Consider the following 25873-nt stretch of genomic DNA (forward strand, 5'->3'; position numbering starts at 1 on the left):
TCGCCGGGGGCAACACCAGCGGCCCGGCAAAGCCGGTTCCGCGGTGTTCCTCGAAAAGAATCAGGTTTTTGCAGCGGTCTCCAAGGATTCCTTGAGATTGCGCCGGCGCCAGGCCCAGGTCTTCACGGCCTGCGGCAGGATGCCCAGGCACGAGGCGTAGTACGTCACCTTGAAACCCCAGAAGCGCGGCCCGATCGGCGTGTTGCGGAACAGGTCGCCGGCCAGGATGGACAGCAGCGCCTCCTGCATGCGCCAGATGTTGCGCGGGTTCATGAAGAGCCGCCGGATGGCCGGCGAGGTGATGCGGTAGATGAACCACGAGAACATCTTCGGCCCGTGCTTCATCACCTTCTCGTAGTGGCGGAAGGCCTTTTCGGCTTCCTTCGCCTCGCCCTTGAGCCAGTGGTCGGCGGCGGTGGCGGCCTCGAAGCCGCTGTTCATCGCCAGGTACACGCCCGAAGAGAACATCGGGTCGACGAAGGCGTAGGCGTCGCCCACCATCATGAAGCGGTCGCCGCGGCAGAACGCCGAGTCGTAGGCGTAGTTGCCGGTGGAGGTGGCGCCTTCCATCAGCGTGGCGTTCTTCAGGCGAGCGGCCAGCTTGGGCGCGAGCGCGATGGTTTCCATCAGGAACTCCTCGAGCGAGCCCTTGCGGCGCTTGAAGTAGGCCGGAGAAGCCACCGCGCCGACGCTCACCGTGCCGTCCTTCAACGGGATGTACCAGAACCAGCCGTGGTCGAACCAGAACAGCGTGATGTTGCCCTCGAAGCGGCCCGGCCGGCGCTCGGCGTTGGCGAAGTGGCCGAACAGCGCGGCGCTGGCGTGCTTGCGGTTGCGGCGCTTGGCGTCGAACTGGTTCGACAGCAGGGTGTCGCGCCCGCTGGCGTCGATCACGAAGCGCGGGCGCCAGGTGGTCTCGGCGCCGTCGTCGCCCTTGACCTTCACCGCCGGCCGGTTGTCGGGCGTGCCCTTGCCGGCGTCCATGTCCACGCCGGTGACGCGCTGTCCCTCGAAGGTACGCGCGCCGCGCTTGCCGGCATGGCGGAACAGCAGTTCGTCGAACTCGGAGCGGCGCACGTGCACCGCGTAGGGAAAGCTCTTGTCCATCGCCTCGGCGAAGTGGAACTGGCTGGAGTGGTCGTGCCAGGGCGAGACGAACTCGGCCCCGTGCTTGCGGATGCCGATGGCCTCGACCTCGGTGCGCACGCCCAGGCGGTCGAACAGCGGCATGTTCATCGGCAGCAGCGATTCGCCGATGTGAAAGCGCGGATGCTGCGCCTTCTCGAGCAGCACCACGTCGTGCCCCTTGTCCGCGAGCAACGCGGCCACCGTGGAGCCCGACGGGCCGCCGCCGATGACGACGACGTCAGGATCGTTGCTGTTGAAAGGTCCGGATGCCATGCGTTGTTGCCCCTCTTGTCGTGGTGTTGTCGTTGTCGGCGATACCCCGGCCCGATTCCCGGCTGGACAGCCGGTCAGTTAACCAATGGGTAACGATCTGCAGTTTAGCGAACCCGCCAGCCCGTCCGACCGCCTTTTCCGTACCTGCCCTATCGGGCCGAAGATATGGATCCAGGCGTTTTCGGCATTTCCCCAGTAAGAAGAGGCCCCGCTTTTGCGGTAGCCTCATTGCCCGTCAGAAACAAGGAGACTTTCATGGCTGCACCCCTTTCCCCCGCAGAAGAAGCACTTCGCGAGGCAGCGCGCGAATACCACCGCTCGCCCGTCAAGGGCAAGATCTCGATCACCCCGACCAAGCCCCTGCTGAACCAGCGCGACCTGTCGCTGGCCTATTCGCCCGGCGTGGCCTATCCCTGTCTCGACATCGCCGCCGACCCGGCAACGGCTTCCGAATACACCGCCCGCGGCAATCTCGTGGGCGTCGTCACCAACGGCACCGCCGTGCTCGGCCTGGGCGACATCGGCCCGCTGGCCGCCAAGCCGGTGATGGAAGGCAAGGGCTGCCTGTTCAAGAAATTCGCCGGCATCGACGTGTTCGACATCGAGCTGGCCGAGCGCGACCCCGACAAGCTGGTCGACATCATCGCGGCGCTGGAGCCCACGCTGGGCGGCATCAACCTCGAGGACATCAAGGCGCCCGAGTGCTTCTACATCGAGAAGAAGCTGCGCGAGCGCATGAACATCCCGGTGTTCCACGACGACCAGCACGGCACGGCCATCATCTCGGCCGCCGCGCTCATCAACGGCCTGGAGCTGGTGGGCAAGAAGATCGAGGACGTGAAGATCGCCGTCTCGGGCGCAGGCGCCGCAGCCATCGCCTGCCTGGACGTGATGGTCGGCCTGGGCGCCAAGCCCGCCAACATCCACGCCTGCGACTCCAAGGGCCTGATCTACATGGGCCGCGCGGGCGGTTTCGACGAATCCAAGGCACGCTACGCCCAGAAAGACACCGGCGCCCGCACCCTGGCCGACGTGGTGAAGGACGCCGATGTGTTCCTGGGCTGCTCGGCCCCCGGCGTGATGACCGCCGAGATGGTCAAGACCATGGCCAGCCAGCCCATCATCCTGGCGCTGGCCAACCCCGAGCCCGAGATCCGCCCCGAGCTGGCCAAGGCCGTGCGGCCGGACTGCATCATCGCCACCGGCCGTTCGGACTACCCGAACCAGGTCAACAACGTGCTGTGCTTCCCGTACATCTTCCGCGGCGCGCTCGACTGCGGCGCCAGCAAGATCACGGAAGAGATGAAGCTGGCCTGCGTGCGCGAGATCGCCGAGCTCACCAAGGCCGACATCAGCGAAGAAGTGGCCACCGCCTACGCCGGCCAGGAGCTGGCCTTCGGCCCCGACTACATCATTCCCAAGCCCTTCGACTCGCGCCTGATCCTGCGCATCGCGCCGGCCGTGGCAAAGGCTGCGGCCGCCTCGGGCGTGGCCACGCGCCCGATCGAGGACATGGACGCCTACCGCCAGCACCTGACGCGCTTCGTCTACCAGACCGGCATGTTCATGCGCCCGGTGTTCAGCGCCGCCAAGATCGCCACCGCCAAGCGCGTGGCGTATGCCGAGGGCGAGGACGAGCGCGTGCTGCGCGCCGCCCAGTGGGCGGTCGACGAAGGCCTGGCAAAGCCGATCCTGGTGGGTCGCCCCGCCGTGATCGACGCGCGCATCAAGAAGGCCGGCCTGCACATCCGCGCGGGCGTCGATTTCGAGATCGTCAACCCCGAGGACGATCCGCGCTTCCGCACCTACTGGGAGAGCTTCCACAAGATCATGGGCCGCCGCGGCGTGACGCCGGAAGCCGCCAAGACCATGGTGCGCCGCTCGAACACCACCATCGCCGCGCTGATGATGCACCTGGGCGACGCCGACGCCATGATCTGCGGCCTGGTCGGGCGCTTCGACGTGCACCTGGAGCACATCCGCAACCTGATCGGCCTGAAGCGCGGCGCACCTGGCTTCGCGACGCTGAACGCGCTCACGCTCGACAAGCGCACGGTGTTCATCACCGACACCAACGTGAACGAAGACCCCAGCGCCGAGCTGCTCGCCAGCATCGCGGTGATGGCCGCCGAGGAAGTGCGCCGCTTCGGCCTGCCGCCGAAGGTGGCTTTCCTCTCGCACTCGAACTACGGCACCTCCAGCCGCTCGTCGGCCCGCAAGATGCGGCTGGCGCGCGACCTGTTCGCGCAGATGGCACCCGACATCGAATGCGACGGCGAGATGCACGGCGACGCAGCGCTGTCGGAGGAAATCCGCCGCACCGCCCTGCCCGAGACCACGCTGAGCGGCGAAGCCAACCTGCTGGTGTGCCCGAACCTCGATTCGGCGCACATCCTCTACAACGTGCTGAAGATGACCGGCGCCAACGGCATCACGGTCGGCCCGGTGCTGCTGGGCGCCGCGAGCTCGGCGCACGTGCTCACGCCTTCGTCGACGGTGCGCCGCATCATCAACATGACGGCGCTGGCGGTGGCGAAGGTCACGGTCGACAAGTAAGCAGCAGCAAGAGCCGCTCAGGCATGGAACGGTGACGCGACCGGCACGTCGTCCGGGTCGAACACCTTCCATGCCAGCAGTTCCTCTTCCTCCGGCGGCGGCTCGCAGCCGCCCACGCGGCTGGGCTTCCAGCCGAAGCGCTGCCGCGTGTCGGCCAGCGCCTCGGCGCGCTTGAAGGCGGCCAGCGCCGAATCGATGACCGGCACGCCCAGCACGTCCTGCAGCTGGCGATAGAAACCGAACTCCAGCGTGCAGCCCAGGATCAGCGCCTCGGCGCCGTCCTCCTCGATGGCGCGGCGGCCCTGCTCGATCATGCGGCGCGCGGTTTCCTCGCGGTCGCGCTGGAAATCTTCCACCCCGAGCTGCAGCGCGCGGCACGAGGCCAGCAGGTGGCCGTACCCGTACTCGCGCACGCGCGACTCGATGCGCGGCACCCACTTTCGTCGCCCGACGATGACCGACACCTTCTGCGCCAGGTTGGCCGCCACCTCGAACGAGGCCTGGCAGGGCGCGACCACCACCGTCTCGCCCGAAATCTCGCGCGCCTCGACCAGCACCGGGTCGTAGAAGCAGCCGAGCACCACCGCGTCGAACTTCTTCACGGCCGCGTCTCGCACCACGCGAACGATGTCGGCGCCCAGCAGCGCCTCGTAGCTCTGGTATTCGACATGATGGCGCACCGAGGCGTTGCGCAGCGAAACCACCTCGACATCGGTGCCGGGGTTCTTCACCTCGGCGAATTCACGGGCGAAGCGCTCGTTGTAGGTGTCGTTGCCGACCGTCCGTATCCATCGCACGCGCAGCGTCATGGCGGCTCCTCCTTGCGTGCGCTCAGGCCAGCGCTTCCTCGGCCGGCGCGAAGGCCTCGCCGAGCGATTTCTCGAGCGGCCGGTAGAGCTCGGGCATGAACATCGTGCGTGACAGCAGCAGCCGCGCGCGCGGCGCGACCAGCACGCGCAGCCGCGCGCCCTGGCGCACGTGGGCCGACACCACCGGCCTGCCGTCATCCGAGAAGGTCATCACGAGATCGGGAAAGCGGGCGATGCGCTTTCCTTCCTGCTCCAGCAGCATGTACTCGTTGATGAAGCGCAGCGTGGTGCGCGCCGCGTCGTCGAGCTCGACGATGCCCACGTCCAACCCCTCCTGCTGTTCGCAGCGGTAGGTGCGCACCTCACCCTCGGCCACGATGCGGCCTTCCAGCGAGCGGGCCACCGCATCGACGCCGCCATCGAGGTACGTCTGGCCCAGCGCGATGGCATGGCTGATGGCGCCCGGCGCCCCGTGCCGGCGCGCATAGCCCACGCTGACCGGATTGCGCGCCACCGCCACGAGGCCGCCCGCCTCGACGGAGGCGCGGCGCACCACGGCGGAGGTCTGCTCCAGGCGGCCCGACACCACGCCTTCGACATAGCGATGCGGCTCGCCGCCCGCGTAGGCCTGCACCGAAAGGTAGTCGGGCTCGGTGTGCAGGCCCAGCGCACCCATCACGCTCGACGGATGCGCGCGGCCGTTGCAGGCCAGGTCGATCACGGGCAGCCCGCTCATCGCGGCATGGAACCAGCCGTTGACCGTGGTCTCGGCGCCGTTCTCGTTGGCATGCAGGCCGACCAGCTTCTGGCCCGCCGGCAGTTCGCGGCGCAGCAACTCCAGCGTGCGCAGCAGGTGCGCGGGCTGCACGTGCGGATCGGGCGCGGCCGGGGCGCCGACCAGCGCCATGGTGGCAGTGAGCGCCGAGTCGTCGAATTCGTCGATGCTCCACAGCTGCGGCGTGCCGACCTGCAGCGCGAGCTTCGCGGCGCGCTCGCCGGACTCGATCAGCCCGCCGCCACCGCCGCCGAGGATGGCGCCGCCCCAGATGGCCGCGCGGACGTCGTCGCTTGTCAGATTGCGTTTCATGGATTCGTGGTTCCTGTGTGATGAAGGGAAGGAGGAAAGGCGGAGCGCGGTGCCGTGGCGCTACTTGCGCAGGCTCTTCACCGCGCCCGAGAAGAAGCTGTAGAGCGCGTCGCCCGCGATGACGCCGCCTGCGAACACTTCGAGCCGCTCGCGCGCCGAGGCGCCGAGAACGCGATGCACGACCAGCCGGCAGGCGATGCCGGCCGCGACCATCCAGCCCGCCATCGGGCTCGCGATGAGCAGGCCGGTGGCGAACAGCACGCCGAGTTGCTGGCGCGCGCCGCCCACGATCTGCAGCAGCGCGCCGGGCAGCGCCCACAGCGCAAGGTTGCGCGCCGTGTCGCCCGAGATGCCGGCCTTGATGGCCGCCACGTAGGCCGCGTTGATGGGCGCCGTCTGGTGGTTGGCGAAGAACAGCCTGTAGCTGCAGGCCACGACCACGATGGCCACGGCGAAGCCCACCATGCCCGCGATCATCTGTTCGCGCCGGCCCTCGGTCTCGAAGGGCGTGCCCGATGTCTCGCCGCGCAGCAGGTGCCCGGCCTTGAGGTCGTAGCCCATGTCGGCGAAGGCCGGCCCGGTGGCCGCCGAGAAGCCCGCCAGCACCACCAGCGCCTCGGGCGGAAAGCCGATCAGGATGCCGATCAGCAGCGAGATCAGCGCCACCGCGAAGGCCGGGAACCAGCCCGAGTGCATGGCCGCGATGCCCACGATCAGCTCGTGCACGAAGGCCGCGAAGGTGCCGTAGATGACGAAGCACACGAGCATGCCGGGCGACATGCCGGTGTACACGCCCGTGCCCACCGCCAGCAGCACCATGATCGCGAGATAGCCCACGCCGCCGAGGCGCAGCGAGCGGCCCAGCGCGGTGGCGCCGCGTGCCTCCAGAGAGGCGGTTGCACCTGTGCCGGGCACAGCGGAGCCGTGCTTCTTCAGCACCACGCGCCCCACCTGCACCAGCGCCACGATGCCCGCGCCGATCATCATTCCGTGCGGCACGTAGCGCGCGCCGATGTCGAAGCCGAAGAGCTGCGCCGAGTAGCCCCGCAGCAACAGGCCGATGCCGAAGGCGGTCATCGCGCCGAGCCCGCCGATCAGCGCCACGCCGAAGGCCGACATCGGCAGCTTGAACACCGCGCCCACCACGCCCGTTGCGAGCCCGCCCAACAAGAGCCAGGCCTGCTTGCCGCCGCCGTCGCCCGCCTTGATGGCCTCGGCCGCCGCGATGCCCAGCGGCCACGGGTTCTTCGCCGGGAAGGCGGGCGTGTCGAACATGCGGTAGAGCAGCCAGGCATCGAGCAGCATCGCCAGGCTCACGCCGACGAGCATGGGCACAACCATGTCGGGCAGCCCGAACAGGAAGGGAATGCCGATGGGCAGGAACAGGCTGTTGGCGGCGCCGAAGGTGGCCGACGAGATGCTGGTCTGCGCGAGGTTCTGCGCGTGCACCGAGCGGAAGCCCCGGAACATGGCCAGCGGCACGCGCGCCAGCGTCATCGCCGCGAGCGCGCCGATCAGCGAGGTGCTCGGCGTGATGCCCAGGCTCGCCAGCATCTGGATGCCGACGATGGCGCCGAACACGCTCAGCACCACCGTCAGGATCAGGTTGGCCGGCGCCAGTGCCTTCGGGTGCAGCTCGGGTGACGGATGGGCGGCGTCGCCCTCCTGCAGCGGCATCGCCGCTGTTGCCTCGTGGTTCATGGTCATTTTCTGAAGTTCCATTTTTTGGAACTTAATCCAATAAAATTGAACCAAATGATAGAACCCGCCGAAGCGCTGTCAAGGCTGGTTCACCCCGAGCCGGCGGACGCGTTGCGCGCCGAACCTATGATTCCCACCCGCCAACCCATCTGAACTATGAGCACCCTCGCCAACGCCATGGACGTCCTGAAGCTGATCGCGCGGCTGCGCCGCGACATCACGGTGACCGACGTGGTGACGGAGCTGGGCCTGCCGAAGAGCTCTGCCTCGCGCACCCTCAGCATGATGGCGAGCTACGGCTTTCTCGATCGCGACGCGGCCACGCGCGCCTACCGGCCGGGCGGCGTGATCATGGAAGCCTCGTACCACTTCCGCGCTTCGCGCAACGCCGCCTCGCTGGTGGAGGAAGCGCTCGACGCGCTGGTGGCAGAGACGCGCTTCACCGGCTACATCAACGTGCTCGACGGTGCCGACACGCTCGTGATCCAGATGCGCGCCGGTGCCGGCGCGCTGCAGATCTACACGCCGCCGGGAAGCCGCGCGCCGGCCTATTCCAGCGCCATGGGCCGCGCCCTGCTCGCGCGGCAGGGCGACGCCGAAGTGACTGCCCTGCTGGGCGGCCGGCTCGACCAGGGACGCGGCGACGCACCCCGCACGCGCAAGGACCTGCTGGCGCGCCTCGCGGTGATCCGCGAAACCGGCTGGGCCCTGTCACGCGGCGAGTACGTGACCAACGTGGCGGGCATCTCTTCCGCCGTGTTCGACCCGGCCACGCGACAGGCCTACGCCTTCGGCATCGCGCTGCCCGCGGAGCTGCTGTCGGACGCGCTGGTCGAGCGCTTCGGCGCCATCGTGCGCGATGCCGCCGCGAGCGTCGGCAAGCGCGTCGGCGATCCGTACTGGCTCGCATTCGGTGCAAGCGCCCCCTGAAACCGAAGGGATTTCCCGCCAAAGGTGCGAAATGCGGAAGCGACGCACCAGTTCGATCCACAGGAAGGGTTCGCACCAATCACGTGCGGGCACCGTTTTTGCTTGAATGCAGAAGCATTCAATCCCCTTTCATCCAACGGATCGATCTCCGCATGAACAAGCGCCAACTGCTCCAGTCCTTCCTCGCCGCCTCGGCCCTCAGCTTCGGCCTCACCCCGGCCTTTGCGCAGACCTCGACGCCGATCAAGTTCCAGCTCGACTGGCGCTTCGAAGGACCGGCCGCGCTGTTCCTGCATCCCGCAGCCAAGGGCTACTTCAAGGCCGCCGGCCTCGACGTGACCATCGACGCCGGCAACGGCTCGGGCGGCACCGTCACGCGCGTGGCCTCGGGTGCCTACGACATGGGCTTCGCCGACCTCGCGGCGCTGATGGAGTTCCACGCCAACAACCCCGACAGCCCCAACAAGCCGGTCGCGGTGATGATGGTCTACAACAACACGCCGGCATCGGTCATGACGCTCAAGAAGAGCGGCATCACCAAGCCCGCCGACCTCACGGGCAAGAAGCTGGGCGCGCCGGTGTTCGACGCGGGCCGCCGCGCCTTCCCGATCTTCGCGAAGGCCAACAACATCGGCACGGTCAACTGGACCGCCATGGACCCGACGCTGCGCGAGACCATGCTGATGCGCGGCGACATCGACGCCATCACCGGCTTCACCTTCACCTCGCTGCTCAACCTCGAGGCGCGCGGCGCCAAGACGGCCGACGTGGTGATCCTCCCCTACCCCGACTACGGCGTGAAGCTCTACGGCAACGTCATCATCGCCTCGCCCAAGCTCATCAAGGAGCACCCGGAGGCGGTGAAGAAATTCCTCTCGGCCTTCGCCAAGGGCGCGAAGGAAGTCATCGCCAATCCGGCGGTGGCCATCGAGTCGGTGAAGGCGCGCGACGGCATCATCGACAGCAAGCTCGAGACGCGCCGCCTGCAGCTGGCCATCGACACCGTCATCAACAGCGCAGACGCGCGCGCCGAAGGCTTCGGCGCAGTCAACGCGGGCCGCATGTCGCTGATGGCCTCGCAGGTGTCGGACGCCTTCAACACCAAGACGCGCGTGAGCCCCGACGCGGTGTGGACCGCGGCGCTGCTGCCGCCGGCCGCCGAACTGAACATCCTGAAGAAGTGATGGCAGCCGCATCGCAGGACGCGGCCACAGCCCCTTTCGTCGCACCCTTCGTCGACTTCCAGGACGTCTGGCTCGCCTACAACGAGGAGCTGCTGCGCGCCAACCACTTCGCGGTCGAGGCCATCGACCTGAAGGTCAAGCGCGGCGAGTTCATCGCCATCGTCGGCCCCTCGGGCTGCGGCAAGTCGACCTTCATGAAGCTCACCACCGGGCTGAAGATGCCGTCGATGGGCAAGATCCGCATCGACGGCCAGCCGGTGACCGGGCCGCTGAAGATCTCGGGCATGGCCTTCCAGGCGCCTTCGCTGCTGCCGTGGCGCACCACGGTCGACAACGTGCTGCTGCCGCTGGAGATCGTCGAGCCCTACCGCTCCAGCTTCAAGGCCAAGCGCAAGGAGTACGAGGAGCGCGCCCGCCGCCTGCTGCAGAAGGTGGGCCTGGGCGGCTACGAGGACAAGTTTCCGTGGCAGCTCTCGGGCGGCATGCAGCAGCGCGCGAGCATCTGCCGCGCGCTCATCCACGAGCCCAAGATGCTGCTGCTCGACGAGCCCTTCGGCGCGCTCGACGCGTTCACGCGCGAGGAGCTCTGGTGCATCCTGCGCGACCTCTGGACCGAGCAGCAGTTCAACGTGATCCTGGTGACGCACGACCTGCGCGAGTCGGTGTTCCTCGCCGACACGGTGTACGTGATGAGCAAGAGCCCCGGCCGCTTCGTGGTGAAGCGCGAGATCGACCTGCCGCGCCCGCGCGAGCTCGAGCTCACCTACACGAAGGAGTTCACCGACATCGTGCTGGAACTGCGCGGGCACATCGGAGCCATCCGCAATACCGGCGCGAGCGCCGCCCAGTCCGCCGCGGCGGTATCTCACTGAGGGCGCGCGACACATGAAGAACACCAGGCAAATCGAACGCTGGTCGCCCTGGCTGCTGCTCGTGGCGGTGATCCTGCTGTGGCAGATCATCTGCTCGGCCTTCGAGGTTTCCGACTTCATCTTCCCGAGCCCGTGGCGCATCTGGAACCAGTTCTGGGAATTCAAGGAAGTCATCGCGGGCCACGCGTGGCGCACCTTCTGGGTCACGATGGCGGGCTTCGGCCTCGCGATCGTGGTGGGCGTGCTGCTGGGCTTCGTGATCGGCAGCTCGCGCATCGCGTACGCGGCGATCTACCCGCTGATGACGGCCTTCAACGCGCTGCCCAAGGCGGCCTTCGTGCCGATCCTGGTCGTGTGGTTCGGCATCGGCATCGGGCCGGCGATCCTCACGGCCTTCCTGATCAGCTTCTTCCCGATCATGGTCAACATCGCGACCGGCCTCGCCACGCTCGAACCCGAGCTGGAAGACGTGCTGCGCGTGCTGGGCGCCAGGCGCTGGGACGTGCTCATGAAGATCGGCCTGCCGCGCTCCATGCCCTACTTCTTCGGCTCGCTGAAGGTGGCGATCACGCTGGCCTTCGTCGGCACCACCGTCAGCGAGATGACGGCGGCCAACGAAGGCATCGGCTACCTGCTGATCTCGGCCGGCTCGGCCATGCAGATGGGCCTGGCCTTCGCGGGCCTGATGGTGGTGGGCGCGATGGCGATGCTGATGTATGAACTCTTCAGCGTGGTCGAGAAGCACACCACCGGCTGGGCGCACCGGGGTTCGCAGAACCAGTGAGCCGCCGTGCCGATGCGGGCGATGCGGGCTGCGGCTACGAAGCCGAACGCTGCAGCCGCATCGACACCGAGAACCGGTCCGCCGGATGGACCGACACCGAGACCTCGAAGGCCAGCCCCTCGGCATCTAGATAGCGGCGCACGATCTTCAGCGCCGCCGCGCCCTGCTCCACCTGCAGGGCCTTCGCCATCGCCGCGTCCCTGACGGTGTCGGCGCGCACATCCTGGTGGATCTCCACGATCTGCCGACCGTAGCGCTCGGCGATCAGTGAGCTGACGAGGGTGCCGGGCGACTCCCGCACCAGGTCGCGCACTTCCGAATACGCCGGGTCGACGTACAGGTCGGTCCATCCGATGGGTCCGCCTTCTCCGCCGGTGTCGAGCCGCAGGCTGGAGATGCGCAGCCAGCGCGTGCCGGGCGCGCAATCCAGGTCCCTGGCCACCGGGGCCGCCACGGCCACCTCCTCGATCGACTGCACCTGCCGCAGGTACTCGGTGCCGAAGTGCACGAGATCGTCCACCGACGCGATCGAGGGACGGAAGGTGTCTCGCGGCTTGGTCGCCTCGACGCGGGTTCCCGCGTTCTTACGCCGCGACACGAGGCCCAGTCGCTGGAGCTCGGCCAGCGCCGCCCTCACGGTATGGCGGCTGGTCTTGTAGTGGTCGCAGAGCTCGAGTTCCGTCGGGAGCACCGAGCCGACGGCGAAATGACCGCTGGCGATGGCTTCGGTGAGGTGACGCGAGATGTCGCTGTGGTGAGGCTTGGATGGCGAAGACATGTTGCCCCCGAGGATCGCATTCATGGCGTCAAGGGTAAACCCCGATTCGTCGAATATGTTCGTACATATTAAAGTTGAATATGTCCGAACATATTTGCGTTCGCTGCTTCTACTTTCAACAACTCCCATGACCCTTACCCGCTCCTCGATTCCGATGGCCAGCACCGTCGTCGACTCCATCCTGTTCCGCGACGCCTTCGGCACCCAGAAGATGCGGCAGCTCTTCTCCGACGGCGCGCTGGTCCAGCGCTACATCGATGCGGAGATCGCACTGGCCAAGGCCGAGGCGCGCACGGGCGTGATCCCGGTCGAGGCGGCGGAGGCGATCGCGCGCGAATCGCGGATCGAGCGCATCGACTTCGACCACATGCGCGAGGAGACGGACATCGTCGGCTACCCCATCCTCCCGCTGGTGCACCAACTGGTCGGGATGTGCGGCGAAGCCGGCCGCTACGTGCACTGGGGCGCGACCACGCAGGACATCATGGACACGGCGGTCGCCCTGCAGGTACGCGACGCGCTCGACAGCATCGGCGAGGACATCCGCGAGCTGCGCGGCATCCTCGCCTCGCTCGCGAAGAAGCACCGCGACACGCCGATGGCCGGCCGCACCCACCTGCAGCAGGCGCTGCCCGTGACCTTCGGCTACAAGGTCGCGATCTGGCTCGCGATGTTCGACAGGCACCAGCAGCGCATCGCCGAGCTGCGTCCGCGCGTGGCGGTGGTCGAGTTCGCCGGTGCCGCGGGCACGCTGGCCTCGCTCGGCGACAAGGGCTTCGAGGTGCAGAAGGCCATGGCCGAGGAATTGGGGCTGGGCGTGCCCGCCACCACCTGGCATGTGGCGCGCGACGGCTTCGCCGAGGCGGTGAACCTGCTCGCGCTGGTCACGGGCTCGCTGGGCAAGATCGCGCTCGACATCATGATCATGGCCTCGACGGAGTTCGCCGAGGTCTACGAGCCCTTCGTCAAGGGACGCGGCGCATCGAGCACGATGCCGCAGAAGCGCAATCCGATCTCCAGCGAGCTGATGCTGGCCGCCTCCAAGGCCGTGCGGCAGCACGCGGGGCTGATGGTCGATGCAATGGTGCAGGACTTCGAGCGTGCCACAGGCCCCTGGCATGCCGAGTGGATCGCCATTCCCGAGAGCTTCATCCTCACCTCGGGCGCGCTGCACCAGGCGAAGTTCGCGCTCGGCGGCCTGATCGTGGACGAGGCGCGCATGAAGCACAACCTGGGCATCAGCCGCGGCCTCATCGTGGCCGAGGCCGTGATGATGGGCATGGCGCCCCACATCGGCCGCCAGCAGGCGCACGACGTGGTCTACGACGCCTGCCGCACCGTCAACGAAAAGGGCGGCACGCTGGCCGAGGCGCTGTCGGCGCTGCCCGAGGTCACGAAGCACTTCGACCGCGCGGCCATCGATCGCATGACCGATCCGGCGAACTATCTCGGCCTCGCGCCGCGGATGGTGGACCGCGCGCTGGCCCTGTCCGCCGAAATGGCGGCCTGAGCCGCGACGACGAACCACCAACCCCGAGGAGACAAGACAGATGATCGACATCAAGAAGCTGGCCGTGCGTGCCCTGCTGGCAGTGGCATTCACAACCGCGGCGCACGGCGCGAGCGCGCAGGCCTATCCGGCCCGCCCCGTGACCTGGATCGTTCCGTTCGCGGCGGGCGGCCCCACCGATGCGCTCGCACGGGCCGTGGCGGAGCGGGTCGCGCGCGAACTGGGCCAGCCCATCGTCATCGACAACGCACCGGGCGCAGGCGGCACCGTGGGCGCGGCGAAGGCATCGCGCGCGCCGGCCGACGGCTACACCATGCTGGTCGGGCACATGGGCTACATGGGCGCCGCGCCGGCGCTGTACAAGAAGCTCGCCTACGACCCGGTCAAGGACTTCGCACCGGTGTTCCGCTTCCCCGACACGCCGCTGGTGCTGATGGTGCGCAAGGAGCATCCGGCGAAGGACATCAAGGCGCTGGTCGACTTCGGCAAGGCCAACCCCGACAAGCTCTTCATCAGCAACGCCGGCGTGGGCTCCAGCTCGCACCTCATCGCGGCCCTGTTCGCCGCCTCGGCGGGCATCAGGATCTCGCAGGTTCCGTACAAGGGCGCGGGGCCGGCGCTGATCGACGTGATCGGCGGCCAGGTCGACGGCATCTTCGACCAGACCAACACCGCCCTGCCGCAGATCAAGGAGGCGAAGGTCCGCGCGCTGGCCGTCACCTCGAAGGTGCGGCTGCCGCAGCTCAAGGACGTGCCCACGCTCGCCGAGACGGTGCTGCCCGGCTTCGAGGCATCGACCTGGTACGGCATCTACGCGCCCAAGGGCACGCCGCAGCCGGTGCTCGACAAGGTGCAGCAGGCCTACCTGAAGGTGATGGGCGACAAGGCCTTCACCGACCGCCTGGCCGAGCAGGCGATCCAGATGCTGCCGCCGGAGCAGTACACCGGCGCCGCGCTGGGCAGGCACACCGAAGCGGAAGTGGCCCGCTGGAGGGCCGTTGCGGCCAAGGCCAGCATCTCGCTGGACTGACGCGATGACGGCCACGCGCATCGAGCACGATGCCTTCGGGCCGGTGGAGATTCCGGCCGGCCGGTACTGGGGAGCACAGACACAACGCGCGCTGGGCGTGTTCGACGTGGGAACCGAGCGCTTCCCCGTATGCCTGCTGCACGCCTTCGGGCTGCAGAAGATCGCGGCGGCAAGAGCCAATGCCCGCTGCGCCGCGCTCGACGCGGCACTGGCGGAAAGCATCGCCACGGCCGCCGGGGAGCTTTCGCGCGGCCTGTTCGACGACCACTTCCCGCTCACGATCTGGCAGACCGGCTCGGGAACCCAGACGAACATGAACGCCAACGAGGTGATCGCGAACCGGGCCAACGAGCTGCTCGGGCAGCCGCTGGGCACGAAGTCGCCGGTGCATCCCAACGACCATGTGAACGCATCGCAGTCGTCGAACGACAGCTTTCCGACGGTGATGCACATCGCGGCCGCGATGGAGCTGACGCAGCGACTGGTCCCCTCGCTCACCATGCTGAAGGACGCGCTCGACGACCGCGCACGCGCGTTCGCCGGCGCGACCAAGGTGGCGCGCACACACCTGATGGACGCCGTGCCGATGACGATGGGCCAGGCGTTCGAGGCATTCGCGTGGCAGGCGAACAGCGGCATCGCGCGGCTGAAGGACGCATTGCCACGACTGCTGCTGCTCGCCCAAGGAGGCACGGCGGCGGGAACCGGGCTCAATGCGCCCGAGAACTTCGACGTGTTCTTCTGCGAGGAGATAAGCAAGCTAACCGGCCTGCCATTCGAGCCTCATCCGTGCAAGTTCGAGGGCATGTCGGGCCACGATGCGCTGGTGGAGCTGTCCGGAGCCCTGAACGTGATCGCCGCCTCGCTGATGAAGATGGCGAACGACATCCGCTGGATGGGATCGGGCCCGCGCTGCGGCATCGGCGAGCTGGTGGTGCCAAACGACGGCCTGACCTCCTCGATCATGCCGGGCAAGCGCAACCCGACCATCGCGGAAGTGGTGGCCCAGGCTGCCATGCAGGTGGCGGGCAACCACGTGACGGTGACGATGGCCGGCGCCTCGGGCAACTTCGAGCTCAACGTGGCCAAGCCGGTGCTGATCCACGGTGTGCTGCAGTCGATCCGCATACTGGCGGACAGCGCGCGCGTCTTCGCAGGCAGGCTGGTTGCCGGCCTCGAGGTCGATCGCGAGCGGCTCGAAGCGAACCTGGGCAACGCGCTGCTGTCGGTGACGGCGCTGAATCCGGTGCTCGGCTACGACAAGGTGGCGCGCATCACGCGCACCGCCGTGGAGCGCCGCATTGCGCCAAGAGAAGCGGCCGTCGAACTGGGCTACCTGAGCGCCGAGGCGTACGACCGGCTGGTCGACCCGCTTCGCATGGCAAGGGGAAAGAGCTAGCGGCAGCGCCGGATCAGACCAGATGCCGGCGCCGGCTGTGCTGTCCCTGCTTCGCGAACACATGCGCGAGATGCTTCTTGACTGTGTTGACACTGATGTCGAGTCGCTCGGCGATCTGCTTGTTGGTCAGGTCCCGGTGCATCAGCGAGAGCACTTCGCCCTCTCGTGCGGTCAGCCTCGTTGCAGGCGATATCGCTCGGGAGGCCGCCGGTCCGTCGGCTGCCTTCAATCGCAGCACCGACAGATACAGTGCCTGCAACACCGGCCCCGGGAAGCCCAGGATGCCTGCCAGCACGGCATCCAGCGATTGCGCGAACTGCTCCGCGCTCGCTGCCCACTCAACGCAGCCGCGGGCCTGGATCCGGATCGCCGCATCCAGCCCCAGCATGGAGGGCGCCTCCCAGCCCAGGAGCCAGTCGATGGCTGAAAAACGGCAGCGCAGATCGTCCAGCCTGTCGACTCTCTCGGGCGAAATCAACGCGATGTCCACCAGCACCAGGCGAGGCGCCTGCTGCCGGCAACGGGCGTCCAGGTCGGAGAGGCCGTTCATCTCCGCATGCTCGACCTGGTACATCCGCCCGGCACGAATCCTCGAGGCCAACAGGCCTGGCCCGGACAGCGGCGATGCACGGCCTGGACAGGTTGCGACGAGAACCGGAACACGGACTTCGACCGCAGGGAAAGGGGATCGAATCTCAAGGCAAGCCGGCTGAAATCCGCTTGATGTCCACAGCGCAGGCGGCGCGAATGGCAAGGTCGGGGGGAAGTCTTGCGTGAACGGCCGCGTATCCGCGTTCCACGCAGGTTCGAGCCCGGCAGGCGACAGTGGGACTTCTTCCATGGCTTCCTCCGAAGCACTTGTTTTGGAGGCATCCGAAAGGTAATGATAAAGACCACACCACCGTGCAGGTAGGCCCGCAACCTTCGCAAGGTATCAAAAGGTTAAGGGCTTGCGGGCGCATGCCCGGCACGGCGCGTCACCCTTTGGGTGACAACTTTTATCCTATGGACAAGGCATCGTCACGCGGTTCAGCATGCCTCCTCTGCTGATACGCGAACCTGGTTGCTTGGCAGCGAACGCGCCTCGATCGGGTGATGCCTGTCGGCGGGTTTTCTTGTCAACCGAGGAGTGTTTATGGCTGCGCTAAATCTGACGGCCGGCTCGACCGTCACTCTGGACGAATCCGCCAATCTGCAGAACCTTGCCGCTACTCCCGCCGCTGCCGGCGACAGCAACGACAACGACATCTCCGCAGGCTCGCTGCCGGCTGCCTTCAGCAGCCGCCTCGCGGCCCAGAGTGTCGGGACCGCCATCAACGCCGCGTTGAGCGGCTACAACGGGTCCAACACCGGCACCAACGCGTTCACATTCAGCACATCGGGCACGGTCACCGACATTTCCTTCACGGACGCGAACGGCGCTCCGCTCAACGGCTTCGACAGCGGACTCGATACCGCCGACGGCGAAGACATCTTCCTCTACACCGACACGACCAACAACAACGTCGTCTACGGGAAGACCGCCCTCAATGTCGTCGTGTTCGCCGCCTATCTGGAGGAAACCGGAACCCCGGTGAGCGGCGCCAAGATCTGGATGGTCCAGTACGAGGCGATCGCGAACCCCGACGCGACCAACCCCGACGACGCAGTCAACCTGCTCAACAAGGTCTTCGTCAGCGTCAGCCAGGATGCGGAGTTCAACCTCGCAGGCGCGCCATCCGGCCAGAACCTGTTCCTGATGTTCACCAAGGACAACCCGACGATCGTCAACGGCCGGATTTCCGACGTGACGATCATCGCGACCGGAAAGGACCCGGCGAACCAGTCCGGGGCCAATCCCAACAGCACCGCCGACGACATCAACATCTCGACCGGCGACACGATCAACACCAGCCAGGCCGGCGGGCCGACGACGTTCGGCACCAACAGCCAGATGATCACCGAGCAGGAAGGCATCCGCTTCACGTTCGTGACCGGCGCCAGGGCGAACGTCACCATTCCGAACCTTGACCAGAACGAGGCCGACCTGGAGTCGAACATCGACTTCACCGGCATGTTCGGAGCGAGGACCGCCGATTTCGACGTCGTGCAGCTGCAAAGCGGAAAGAGTGCCCAGGTCAGGATCACCGCATACAGCACGGCGGTCGAGTCCGGCAACAGCTTCATCGATGGCTACGCGGGCGACCAGGTGATTTCGATCACGAGCGTGCGCGTGCTCGACTCCGTTACCGGCGCGGCTCTGGAGACCTACGCGAACGGTGCCGAGGGTGGACAGAGTGCGGCCATCGCGATCAGCATCACCGGCGGCGTCGCGATGATCACCGGCGTCAAGGCCGGCTACTCGGTCGAATACACGACCTCGGCGGACCACAACCGCGTACTCATCGAGAACGGGGCCGCCCTCAATGCCTCGGGCAACACCCACGCCGACTTCGACATCGGTGGCTTCCGGCTGCTGCAGGTTTCCAGCGCGACGGCGGAGGTCGGCTCCATGATGGTCTTCGAGGACGATGGCCCGTCCATCGTGCTGGCAACGCCCACCGATACGGCGCTGCTCAACACCCAGGACGCGCAGACCATCGGGGCAGCCACCGACTCCGCCAGCCAGGACTTCGCGGCGGCCTTCGGCACGACCTCGAGCAGCTTCGGCAGCGACGGAGCCGGCACCACCGACCCGACCTTCACGCTCGGCGTGAAGGCACAGGGCATCGACTCCGGGCTCAAGAGCGACGGCGCGACCATCTACCTGTACCTGCTGAACGGCAAGGTGATCGGCTCGACCTCCGCCACCGAGCTCGGCGTCGCGGCGGCCAACACCGTCTTCGACCTGGCCGTGAACGCGGCAGGCTCGGTGACGCTGCAGCAGTTCGCTGAAATCGACCACGCGCTGCCGGGCTCTTCGTCGAACTACGCGGCCCAGCAGGCCACGATGGCCGACGACCTGATCACCCTGACCAATGCCGTGACACTCACCGATAGCGATGGCGACACGGCCTCCGACTCCAAGCTGCTCAACATCGGCTCGAACATCAGGTTCGACGACGACGGCCCGACCATCGTGCTGGCAACGCCCACCGACACGACGCTGCTCAACACCCAGGACGCACAGACCGTCGGCGCGGCCACCGACTCCTCCATCCAGGACTTCGCGCCGGCCTTCGGCACGACTTCGAGCAGCTACGGCGCCGACGGGGCGGGCACCACCGACTCGACCTTCACGCTCGGCGTGAAGACGCAGGGTGGCGCATCCGGGCTCACGAGCGACGGCGCGGCCATCAGGCTGTACCTGGTTGCAGGAGCGGTCATCGGCTCGACCTCCGCCACCGAGGCAGGCATTTCGGCGACCAACACCATCTTCGACGTGAGCGTGAATGGCGCCGGCTCGGTGACGCTGCGGCAGTTCGCCGAGATCGACCACGCGCTGCCGGGCTCCTCGTCGAACTATGCGGCCCAGCAGGCCACGATGGCCGACGACCTGATCACCTTGACCAATGCCGTGACGCTCACCGATGGCGACGGCGACACCGCCTCCGATTCCAAGGTGCTCAACATCGGGGCGAACATCAAGTTCGACGACCACGGCCCGACGGCGACCGCCATCTCCGACCTCACCGGAGCGAACGACGCCCAGCCGATTGCGGGAACCTACAACTTCTCCATCGGCGCCGACGACGTGGACAACGCGTCGACCGACGGCATCGTGCTGAACAGCCTGACCGGCACGACGGGCGGCGGACGGCCCATCACCGATGCGACGGTCTCCCACTTCGCGGAAGACGCCACGACGGTCACCTACAACTTCAGCTTCAACTACTACCCCGGGCCGACGTCGACGACGACGCAGGCGGCCACGGGCACGGTCGTCTTCAACAAGACGGACGGTACCTTCACCTTCGACCTGGACCAGGTCTTCGGAGGACAGACGACGTTCTCCACGAGTGCGCCGCTGGCATCCTTCAACTACGACACCATAGGCAACAACTCGCCGGAGATCGTGGTCCAGAAATACAGCAACGACTTCTTCGGCGTGCTGTCCGCCAGGTCCGCCACGCCTCCGAGCGACTCCGGCGACCTGCTGGCGGGCAACAATCACGCATTCGTGCCGGGCGAGACCTTCACCAGCGAGAGTGTCGGCTTCGTCAACGTCGCGACCAACACCCTCGGGGTGAACTCCGATACCGTCCAGGCGGGCGAGCTGCTGAACTTCGACTTCTACAAGTCGAATCCGGTGAGCAACCCCAACCTCACGAGCCCGCCGCAGCGCCCCGGGGCGGCCATCGTCGGTACGGACGTTGCCTACGCCGACTCGATCAACATCACGATCGACCAGATCACGGACGGCGAAGACGTGGCCGTTCTGCTGAAGCTGTTCAATGCGTCGACCAACACCACCACGACCAGGCTCCTGATCGCCAACTCCGCGGCGGACTACCAATCGGCCGGAGGAGGCCTGAAGGTGGTCAGCATCGGCGAGGACGACTACGACAGCGCCAACTACCAGATCACGGGCCTGCAGGTCCTGAGCAGCACCGAAGAGATCACCGGCACGGGCATCAGCCTGACTGGCCATAACACGGTGAATCTGACCGCGACCGGCACGAACTACGCCGATACGGCGGACAACGACGTGTTCAAGATCATCAAGATCGACGTGATCACGTCGACGACGATCAATTCGGACGTGGACCTGAACTTCGTGGGTCAAGTGATCGACGGCGACGCCGACTTCGCGGGCTTCGACTTCGACGTCCACCTGGAAATCGACGGCGTGGCCAACCTGATAGGCACGACCCAGCAAACGGAAGCGATCGCATAGCGAGCCCTGGAGCAAGGGGTGGCGGAAATGCCGCCCCTTCTCGCCTGGCCTGTGCCCAGGCTTACCGATGTCGAACCTGCGAGGTGGTATGAAGCCCCAGGAAAAGTCTGGCGAATTGCGGCAGGCGGTGACAACGCTCCACGCCTGCTTCGTGCGGGCCGCCTGGTTCAGTGTCTGCTCGAGCCTTTTGCTGCTGGCTCCGAGCGCGTACATGCTGGAGGTGTATGGGCGGGTCGTGAACAGTCGCAGCATGCTCACGCTGGCCATGCTGACATTGCTGGTCCTGGCCGCCTACTGCCTGATGGAAATACTCGACTGGGCACGCGCGGAGGTGATGTACCAGGCGGGGCAGAAGCTGGACCGGAAAATGCGCGACCGCGTGTTCGCCGCCGTCTTCGAAGCGGGCCTCAAGCGGCTGCCGGGCGGAACCGTGCAGCCGCTCAACGACCTCCGGACTTTGCGGGAATTCCTGTATTCGCCGCCGCTGCTGGCGCTCATGGAAGCACCGGTTTCGCTGGTCTTCCTGGCGCTGATGTTCGCCATCAGCCCGGTGCTGGGCTGGTCGGCTGTCGTGGGCTCGCTGCTGCAGGTGTTCGTGGGCTGGATCAACGACCGGAACACGCGGCCGCCGCTGGTGGCGGCCAATCGATGCGCGATCGAAGCGCAGCAGTATGCGGACGCCGCGCTGAGAAACTCGCAGGTCATCGAGTCGATGGGCATGCTGCGGGACGTCCATCGCCGATGGATCGCCAGACGACGCGACTTCCTGCAGCGCGAGGCCCTGGCTTCGGACGGCGCCGGAGCCTGCCAGGCCGTCAGCAGATTCCTGCAGGTCACCATGGGTTCGCTGTTGCTCGGCCTGGGCGCCTGGCTGCTGCTGAAGAACCCGCTCAACGGCAATGCCGCGATGATGGTCGTCGGCTCGATCCTGGGCGGCAGGGCCCTGGCGCCGCTGGTGCAGCTCCTGGCGCAATGGCGCATGGTGGTCAATGCCTGCGACGCGTGGCAACGCCTGGACAGCCTGCTGAGCGCCATTGCCCCGAGACCGGACGCGATGTCGTTGCCGCCACCCAAGGGCGCGCTGCAGGTCGACAACCTCGTGGCGGGCGCACCGGGCAATGGCCCGGCCATCCTGAAGAACGTGGCCTTCGCCCTGGTGCCCGGCGAAGTGCTTGCCGTCGTGGGCCCTTCTGCCGCGGGAAAGACGACCCTGGCACGCCTGATCGTCGGCCTCTGGCCGGCAGCCAGCGGCAAGGTGCGGCTGGACGGCGCGGACGTGTTCACTTGGGACAAGAGCGAACTCGGCCCGCACATCGGCTATCTGCCCCAGGACGTGGAATTGATCGACGGCACACTGGCCGAGAACATCGCGCGCTTCGGGGAGGTGCGGCCTTCGAAGGTCAAGGCGGCGGCATTGGCCGTCGACCTGCACGCATCCATCACGAGCCTTCCGTTGGGCTACGACAGCCCGATCGGACCCGAAGGCGCCGTGCTGTCGGGCGGACAGCGGCAGCGGGTCGCGTTGGCGCGCGCGATCTACGGCGAGCCCGCGCTGGTAGTTCTCGACGAACCGAATTCGAGCCTCGACGATGCCGGCGACGCAGCGTTGGCGAGCACCATCCTGAACCTCAAGGCGCGCGGCACGACCTTCGTCGTCATGACGCACCGCACCAGCGTGCTGGCCGTGGCGGACAAGATGCTGGTGCTGTGCGACGGCACGATGCAGGCGTTCGGCGCGCGAGACGAGGTCCTGGCCTCGCTGCGGCAGGCCAACGAGCAGGCGGCGGACCGGATGCGCAAGGCGGAAGGCAGCCTTGCATCGAAGCGGCGCGATGCCGGAAACGCCGCGGGCATCGCGCTTCAGGCGCACACGCTGCCATGAAGACACCTGCGTTCTTCGACCGCAGCGACCTGGGACGCGCTCTTTGGGGGTTCCGAAGAGACTTCCTGCAGGTCGGATCGCTGAGCTTCCTGAGCAATCTGCTCATGCTCGCGCCGACCATCTACATGCTGCAGATATTCGACCGCGTGCTCGCCAGTCAAAGCGAACTGACCCTGCTCGCGATTTCGCTGATCACGCTGCTGCTTTTCGGAGCGCTGGCCTTGTCGGAATGGCTGCGCTCGCGGCTGCTGGTGAGGGCCAGCCTGCGCTTCGACCGGCAACTGGGCACACGGGTGTTCAACGGAAGCTTTCAGGCTTGCCTCGGCCAGTCGGCACCCAGCGTGTCAAGGCCGTTCGCGGACCTGAACCAGATCCGCCAGTTCCTGACGGGCCCGGGCGTCTTCGCGCTCTTCGATGCGCCCTGGACGCCGATCTACATCGCGGTGATCTTCTTTCTTCATCCCTGGCTCGGCGTCCTGGCACTCGGCTTCGCGCTGGTCCAGGCCGCACTGGCCTGGTTCGGGCAGAGGAAGACCGTCGCGCCGTCGGAAGCGGCCCTGAAAGCCGCGAGCGAGACGATGGGCGACCTGCAGGGCAAGCTCCGGAACGTCGAGGTGCTCGAATCGATGGGCATGGTCGCCAACCTGCAGAAGCGCTGGAATCGCCAGCACGCGGCCTGCATGGACAAGAGCGCATCAGCGAATGGTCTTGTCAATCGCGTCGCCGGCTGGAGCAAGTTCGTGCGCTACAGCCAGCAGTCGCTCGCGCTGGGGGCGGGCGCGCTGCTGGTGATCGACGGCCAGTTGTCGCCGGGCGCCATGATCGCCGCGAATGTGCTGATGGGCCGCGCCCTCGCACCCATCGACCAGCTGCTCGGCACGTGGCGAGGCTTTGTCTCCTGCCGCGCCGCATTCGGGCGTCTCGAAAAGCTGCTGGCCGAGTTCCCCGGGCAGCCCCCCTTCCCTCCCCGGGCCGGCCCCACCGGCGAGATCAGCCTGCAAGGCGTCTTCGCGGGAGCCGCGGGGCGCCCGGCGCCCATCCTGAAGAACATTTCGTTCGCGGTCCCCGCGGGAACAGTGGTCGCGCTGCTGGGGCCTTCCGGTTCCGGCAAGTCCACCCTGGTGAAAGTCATGGTCGGGATCTGGACCGCATCCCGCGGCGCGGTGCTGCTCGACGGCGTGCCGGTCCGAGGCTGGAATCGTCTCGAGCTGGGTCCGCATCTCGGCTACCTGCCGCAGGACGTCGAATTGTTCGGAGGCTCCATTGCCGAGAACATTGCGCGGCTCGGCGAGATCGACTCGCTCAAGGTCATCGAGGCCGCATGCAGCGCCGGCCTGCACGAGACGATCCTGCGCTTTCCCAAAGGCTACGACACCCTCATCGGGGACGCGGGCCATCTGCTTTCCGGGGGGCAGAAGCAGCGGATCGGACTGGCCCGGGCACTCTACGGCGACCCGTCGCTCATCGTTCTGGATGAGCCGAACGCCAACCTGGACGACACCGGCGAAGCAGCGCTGCTGCGAGCCATACGGGAACTGAAATCCAGGGGGAAAACGGTGTTCCTGGTGACACACCGCCAGGGCGCGGTTGCCGTGGCCGATCGCCTCATGGTCCTGAGCGACGGCGAACTGACCGCGGACGGGCCACGAGACGCCGTGCTCGCGTCCTTGCGCCGACCTCAGCCCGACGTGCGGCCGGCAGTCCTGGCGCAGTCGGCCTGATCCGGAGCCGTCCTGCAACCTATCGATCTCGAAGGGAGTTCCAGATGGCCAAGCCGAATGCTCTCAGGGACGTGACTGCCATCCCGTCGCCGGTCGGGGAAGATCGATCGCAGGATGCGGATGGCCTCGGAACCGGGCTCGGACGCGCCGGGCGGATCGGCGTCTGGGCCCTGGTCGCCGGATTCGGCGGGTTTCTGCTGTGGGCCGCGTTTGCTCCGCTGGACGAGGGCGTGCCGAGCCAGGGGCAGGTCGCCATCGACACGAAGCGCAAGGTGGTCCAGCACCAGGTCGGAGGCATCCTCAAGGAAGTGCGGGTCGGCGAAGGCGATCAGGTCCAGGAAGGCCAGCTGCTGTTCAAGCTCGACGACGCCGCGGCCAGGGCGAGCTTCGAAACCGTGCGGCAGCGCTACCTGGGGCTCCGCGCCATACAAGGCCGCCTGCTGGCCGAACAGGGAGGACTGGACGCCATCGACTTCCATCCGGACTTGCAGGTGGCGGCCTCGGATCCGCTGATCCGGCAGCAGATGTTCAACCAGGAGCAGCTGCTCAAGTCGCGACGCGCCGCCCTGCGCGCCGATCTGCAATCGATCGAAGAGAACATCCAGGGCCAGCAGGCGTTGGCCCAGGCTTACGCGAGCATGCTGAGCAGCCGCCGGACCCAGCTTTCTCTTCTCGACGAGGAACTGGGCCAGACACGCAAGATGGTTGCCGAAGGGTATGTTCCGCGCAATCGCCAGATGGAGATGGAGCGCCAGGTCGCGGAATCGAGCACCTTCATTGCCGAACTTCTCGGCAACATGGGCCGGGCCCGACGCTCGGTCGCGGAGCTTCGCCAGCGTGCCATTGCAAGGCAGCAGGAGTACCACAAGGAAGTGGAGACTCAGCAGGCGGAAGTCAGCCGCGAGGTGCTCGGAGACTTCGAGAAGTTCGTCGCCTTGCGGGACGAACTGGGCCGCACCGAGATCCGCTCGCCCGCCTCGGGCCAGGTAGTGGCATTGGTGGCGCAGACCGTGGGCGGCGTGATCGCACCGGGGCAAAGGCTGATGGACGTGGTGCCCGTCAACGAGCCCTTGCTGCTCGAGACGAGAGTGCCGCCGCATCTGATCGACCGCGTCCACGCCGGCATACCGGTGGACGTGCGCTTCTCGACCTTCGCCCATTCCCCGCAGCTCGTGGTGCAGGGCAAGCTGGTTTCGGTCTCCGGCGATCTGCTGACGGACCCCCAGACCAACACGAGCTACTTCCTCGCGCGCGTGGCGGTGACTCAGGAGGGCCTGAGAAAGCTGGGCAAGCGTTCGCTGCAGCCGGGCATGCCGGTCGAGGTGGTCTTCAAGACGGGAGAGCGCTCGCTGCTCGCCTATCTCCTGCACCCGCTCACCAAGCGCATCGCAGCCTCCATGACGGAGGAATGAC

18 protein-coding genes are annotated in these 25873 nt (G+C 67.0%); 12 read left to right on the forward strand and 6 right to left on the reverse strand.

Annotation, left to right across the window (positions count from 1 at the left end; all coding sequences use genetic code 11):
* Positions 1-60: 60 nt before the first annotated feature.
* Positions 61-1401: an NAD(P)/FAD-dependent oxidoreductase gene (locus BMY35_RS09435; protein WP_093197393.1), complete on the reverse strand. Its 1341-nt coding sequence runs from the start codon at positions 1399-1401 to the stop codon at positions 61-63.
* A gap of 255 nt (positions 1402-1656) precedes the next feature.
* On the opposite strand from BMY35_RS09435, the gene BMY35_RS09440 reads away from it, so the two are divergent.
* Entirely contained in the window at positions 1657-3957 is a 2301-nt protein-coding gene (locus BMY35_RS09440; protein WP_093197395.1) for an NADP-dependent malic enzyme, read from the forward strand.
* 17 nt (positions 3958-3974) lie between these two features.
* Here BMY35_RS09440 and BMY35_RS09445 read toward each other — a convergent pair whose 3' ends face one another.
* The 3 genes from BMY35_RS09445 to BMY35_RS09455 are packed head-to-tail and all read right to left on the reverse strand — an operon-like array spanning position 3975 to position 7560.
* Positions 3975-4766 (reverse strand): aspartate/glutamate racemase family protein, encoded by a 792-nt coding sequence (locus tag BMY35_RS09445; RefSeq protein WP_093197398.1) that lies wholly within the window; start codon positions 4764-4766, stop codon positions 3975-3977.
* Positions 4767-4788: 22 nt separating this feature from the next.
* Entirely contained in the window at positions 4789-5853 is a 1065-nt protein-coding gene (locus BMY35_RS09450; protein WP_093197400.1) for an S-methyl thiohydantoin desulfurase domain-containing protein, read from the reverse strand.
* Between the two features lie 60 nt (positions 5854-5913).
* Positions 5914-7560: an OPT/YSL family transporter gene (locus tag BMY35_RS09455; protein ID WP_256228276.1), complete on the reverse strand. Its 1647-nt coding sequence runs from the start codon at positions 7558-7560 to the stop codon at positions 5914-5916.
* A gap of 150 nt (positions 7561-7710) precedes the next feature.
* Here BMY35_RS09455 and BMY35_RS09460 point away from each other — a divergent pair, with 150 nt between their 5' ends.
* The 4 genes from BMY35_RS09460 (at position 7711) to BMY35_RS09475 (ending at position 11324) form a co-directional block, all read left to right on the forward strand.
* Positions 7711-8484: an IclR family transcriptional regulator gene (locus tag BMY35_RS09460; RefSeq protein ID WP_093197403.1), complete on the forward strand. Its 774-nt coding sequence runs from the start codon at positions 7711-7713 to the stop codon at positions 8482-8484.
* 152 nt (positions 8485-8636) lie between these two features.
* Complete coding sequence (locus tag BMY35_RS09465) at positions 8637-9668, forward strand: ABC transporter substrate-binding protein (RefSeq protein WP_093197405.1); 1032 nt, start codon at positions 8637-8639, stop codon at positions 9666-9668.
* Complete coding sequence (locus tag BMY35_RS09470; protein ID WP_093197408.1) at positions 9668-10540, forward strand: ABC transporter ATP-binding protein; 873 nt, start codon at positions 9668-9670, stop codon at positions 10538-10540. Before BMY35_RS09465 ends, BMY35_RS09470 begins: the two co-directional genes overlap by 1 nt.
* Before the next feature lie 13 nt (positions 10541-10553).
* On the forward strand, positions 10554-11324 hold the full coding sequence (locus tag BMY35_RS09475) for an ABC transporter permease (RefSeq protein WP_093197410.1): 771 nt from the start codon (positions 10554-10556) through the stop codon (positions 11322-11324).
* Between the two features lie 34 nt (positions 11325-11358).
* On the opposite strand, the gene BMY35_RS09480 is transcribed toward BMY35_RS09475, so the two are convergent.
* A complete protein-coding gene (locus tag BMY35_RS09480) occupies positions 11359-12126 on the reverse strand; it encodes a GntR family transcriptional regulator (RefSeq protein WP_256228277.1) in 768 nt (255 codons plus the stop codon).
* A gap of 103 nt (positions 12127-12229) precedes the next feature.
* On the opposite strand from BMY35_RS09480, the gene BMY35_RS09485 reads away from it, so the two are divergent.
* The 3 genes from BMY35_RS09485 to BMY35_RS09495 are packed head-to-tail and all read left to right on the forward strand — an operon-like array spanning position 12230 to position 16041.
* Positions 12230-13612 carry a class-II fumarase/aspartase family protein gene (locus BMY35_RS09485; protein WP_256228278.1) on the forward strand — a complete coding sequence of 461 codons (1383 nt, stop codon included), beginning with the start codon at positions 12230-12232 and terminating at the stop codon, positions 13610-13612.
* Between the two features lie 40 nt (positions 13613-13652).
* The gene (locus BMY35_RS09490) at positions 13653-14642 is read left to right on the forward strand and encodes a tripartite tricarboxylate transporter substrate binding protein BugD (protein WP_093197415.1); all 990 of its coding nucleotides are present in this window, start codon (positions 13653-13655) and stop codon (positions 14640-14642) included.
* A 4-nt stretch (positions 14643-14646) separates the two neighbouring features.
* Positions 14647-16041, forward strand: a complete 1395-nt coding sequence (locus BMY35_RS09495) for a class II fumarate hydratase (protein ID WP_093197418.1) — start codon at positions 14647-14649, stop codon at positions 16039-16041.
* Positions 16042-16054: 13 nt separating this feature from the next.
* Here the strand turns inward: BMY35_RS09495 and BMY35_RS09500 are convergent, their stop codons facing one another.
* Positions 16055-16615, reverse strand: a complete 561-nt coding sequence (locus tag BMY35_RS09500) for a helix-turn-helix transcriptional regulator (RefSeq protein ID WP_177213599.1) — start codon at positions 16613-16615, stop codon at positions 16055-16057.
* A gap of 561 nt (positions 16616-17176) precedes the next feature.
* On the opposite strand from BMY35_RS09500, the gene BMY35_RS09505 reads away from it, so the two are divergent.
* From BMY35_RS09505 to BMY35_RS09520, 4 genes are all read left to right on the forward strand, one after another.
* Positions 17177-20857 (forward strand): DUF5801 repeats-in-toxin domain-containing protein, encoded by a 3681-nt coding sequence (locus BMY35_RS09505; protein ID WP_093197423.1) that lies wholly within the window; start codon positions 17177-17179, stop codon positions 20855-20857.
* A gap of 88 nt (positions 20858-20945) precedes the next feature.
* The gene (locus tag BMY35_RS09510; RefSeq protein ID WP_093197425.1) at positions 20946-22739 is read left to right on the forward strand and encodes a type I secretion system permease/ATPase; all 1794 of its coding nucleotides are present in this window, start codon (positions 20946-20948) and stop codon (positions 22737-22739) included.
* On the forward strand, positions 22736-24460 hold the full coding sequence (locus tag BMY35_RS09515; RefSeq protein WP_093197428.1) for a type I secretion system permease/ATPase: 1725 nt from the start codon (positions 22736-22738) through the stop codon (positions 24458-24460). The genes BMY35_RS09510 and BMY35_RS09515 overlap by 4 nt, the downstream gene beginning before the upstream one ends.
* A gap of 44 nt (positions 24461-24504) precedes the next feature.
* Entirely contained in the window at positions 24505-25872 is a 1368-nt protein-coding gene (locus BMY35_RS09520; protein WP_093197430.1) for an HlyD family type I secretion periplasmic adaptor subunit, read from the forward strand.
* Position 25873: the final 1 nt, after the last annotated feature.

The sequence above is a fragment of the Variovorax sp. YR750 genome, assembly GCF_900109805.1.
GTDB classification, from domain to species: Bacteria; Pseudomonadota; Gammaproteobacteria; order Burkholderiales; family Burkholderiaceae_C; genus Variovorax; species Variovorax gossypii.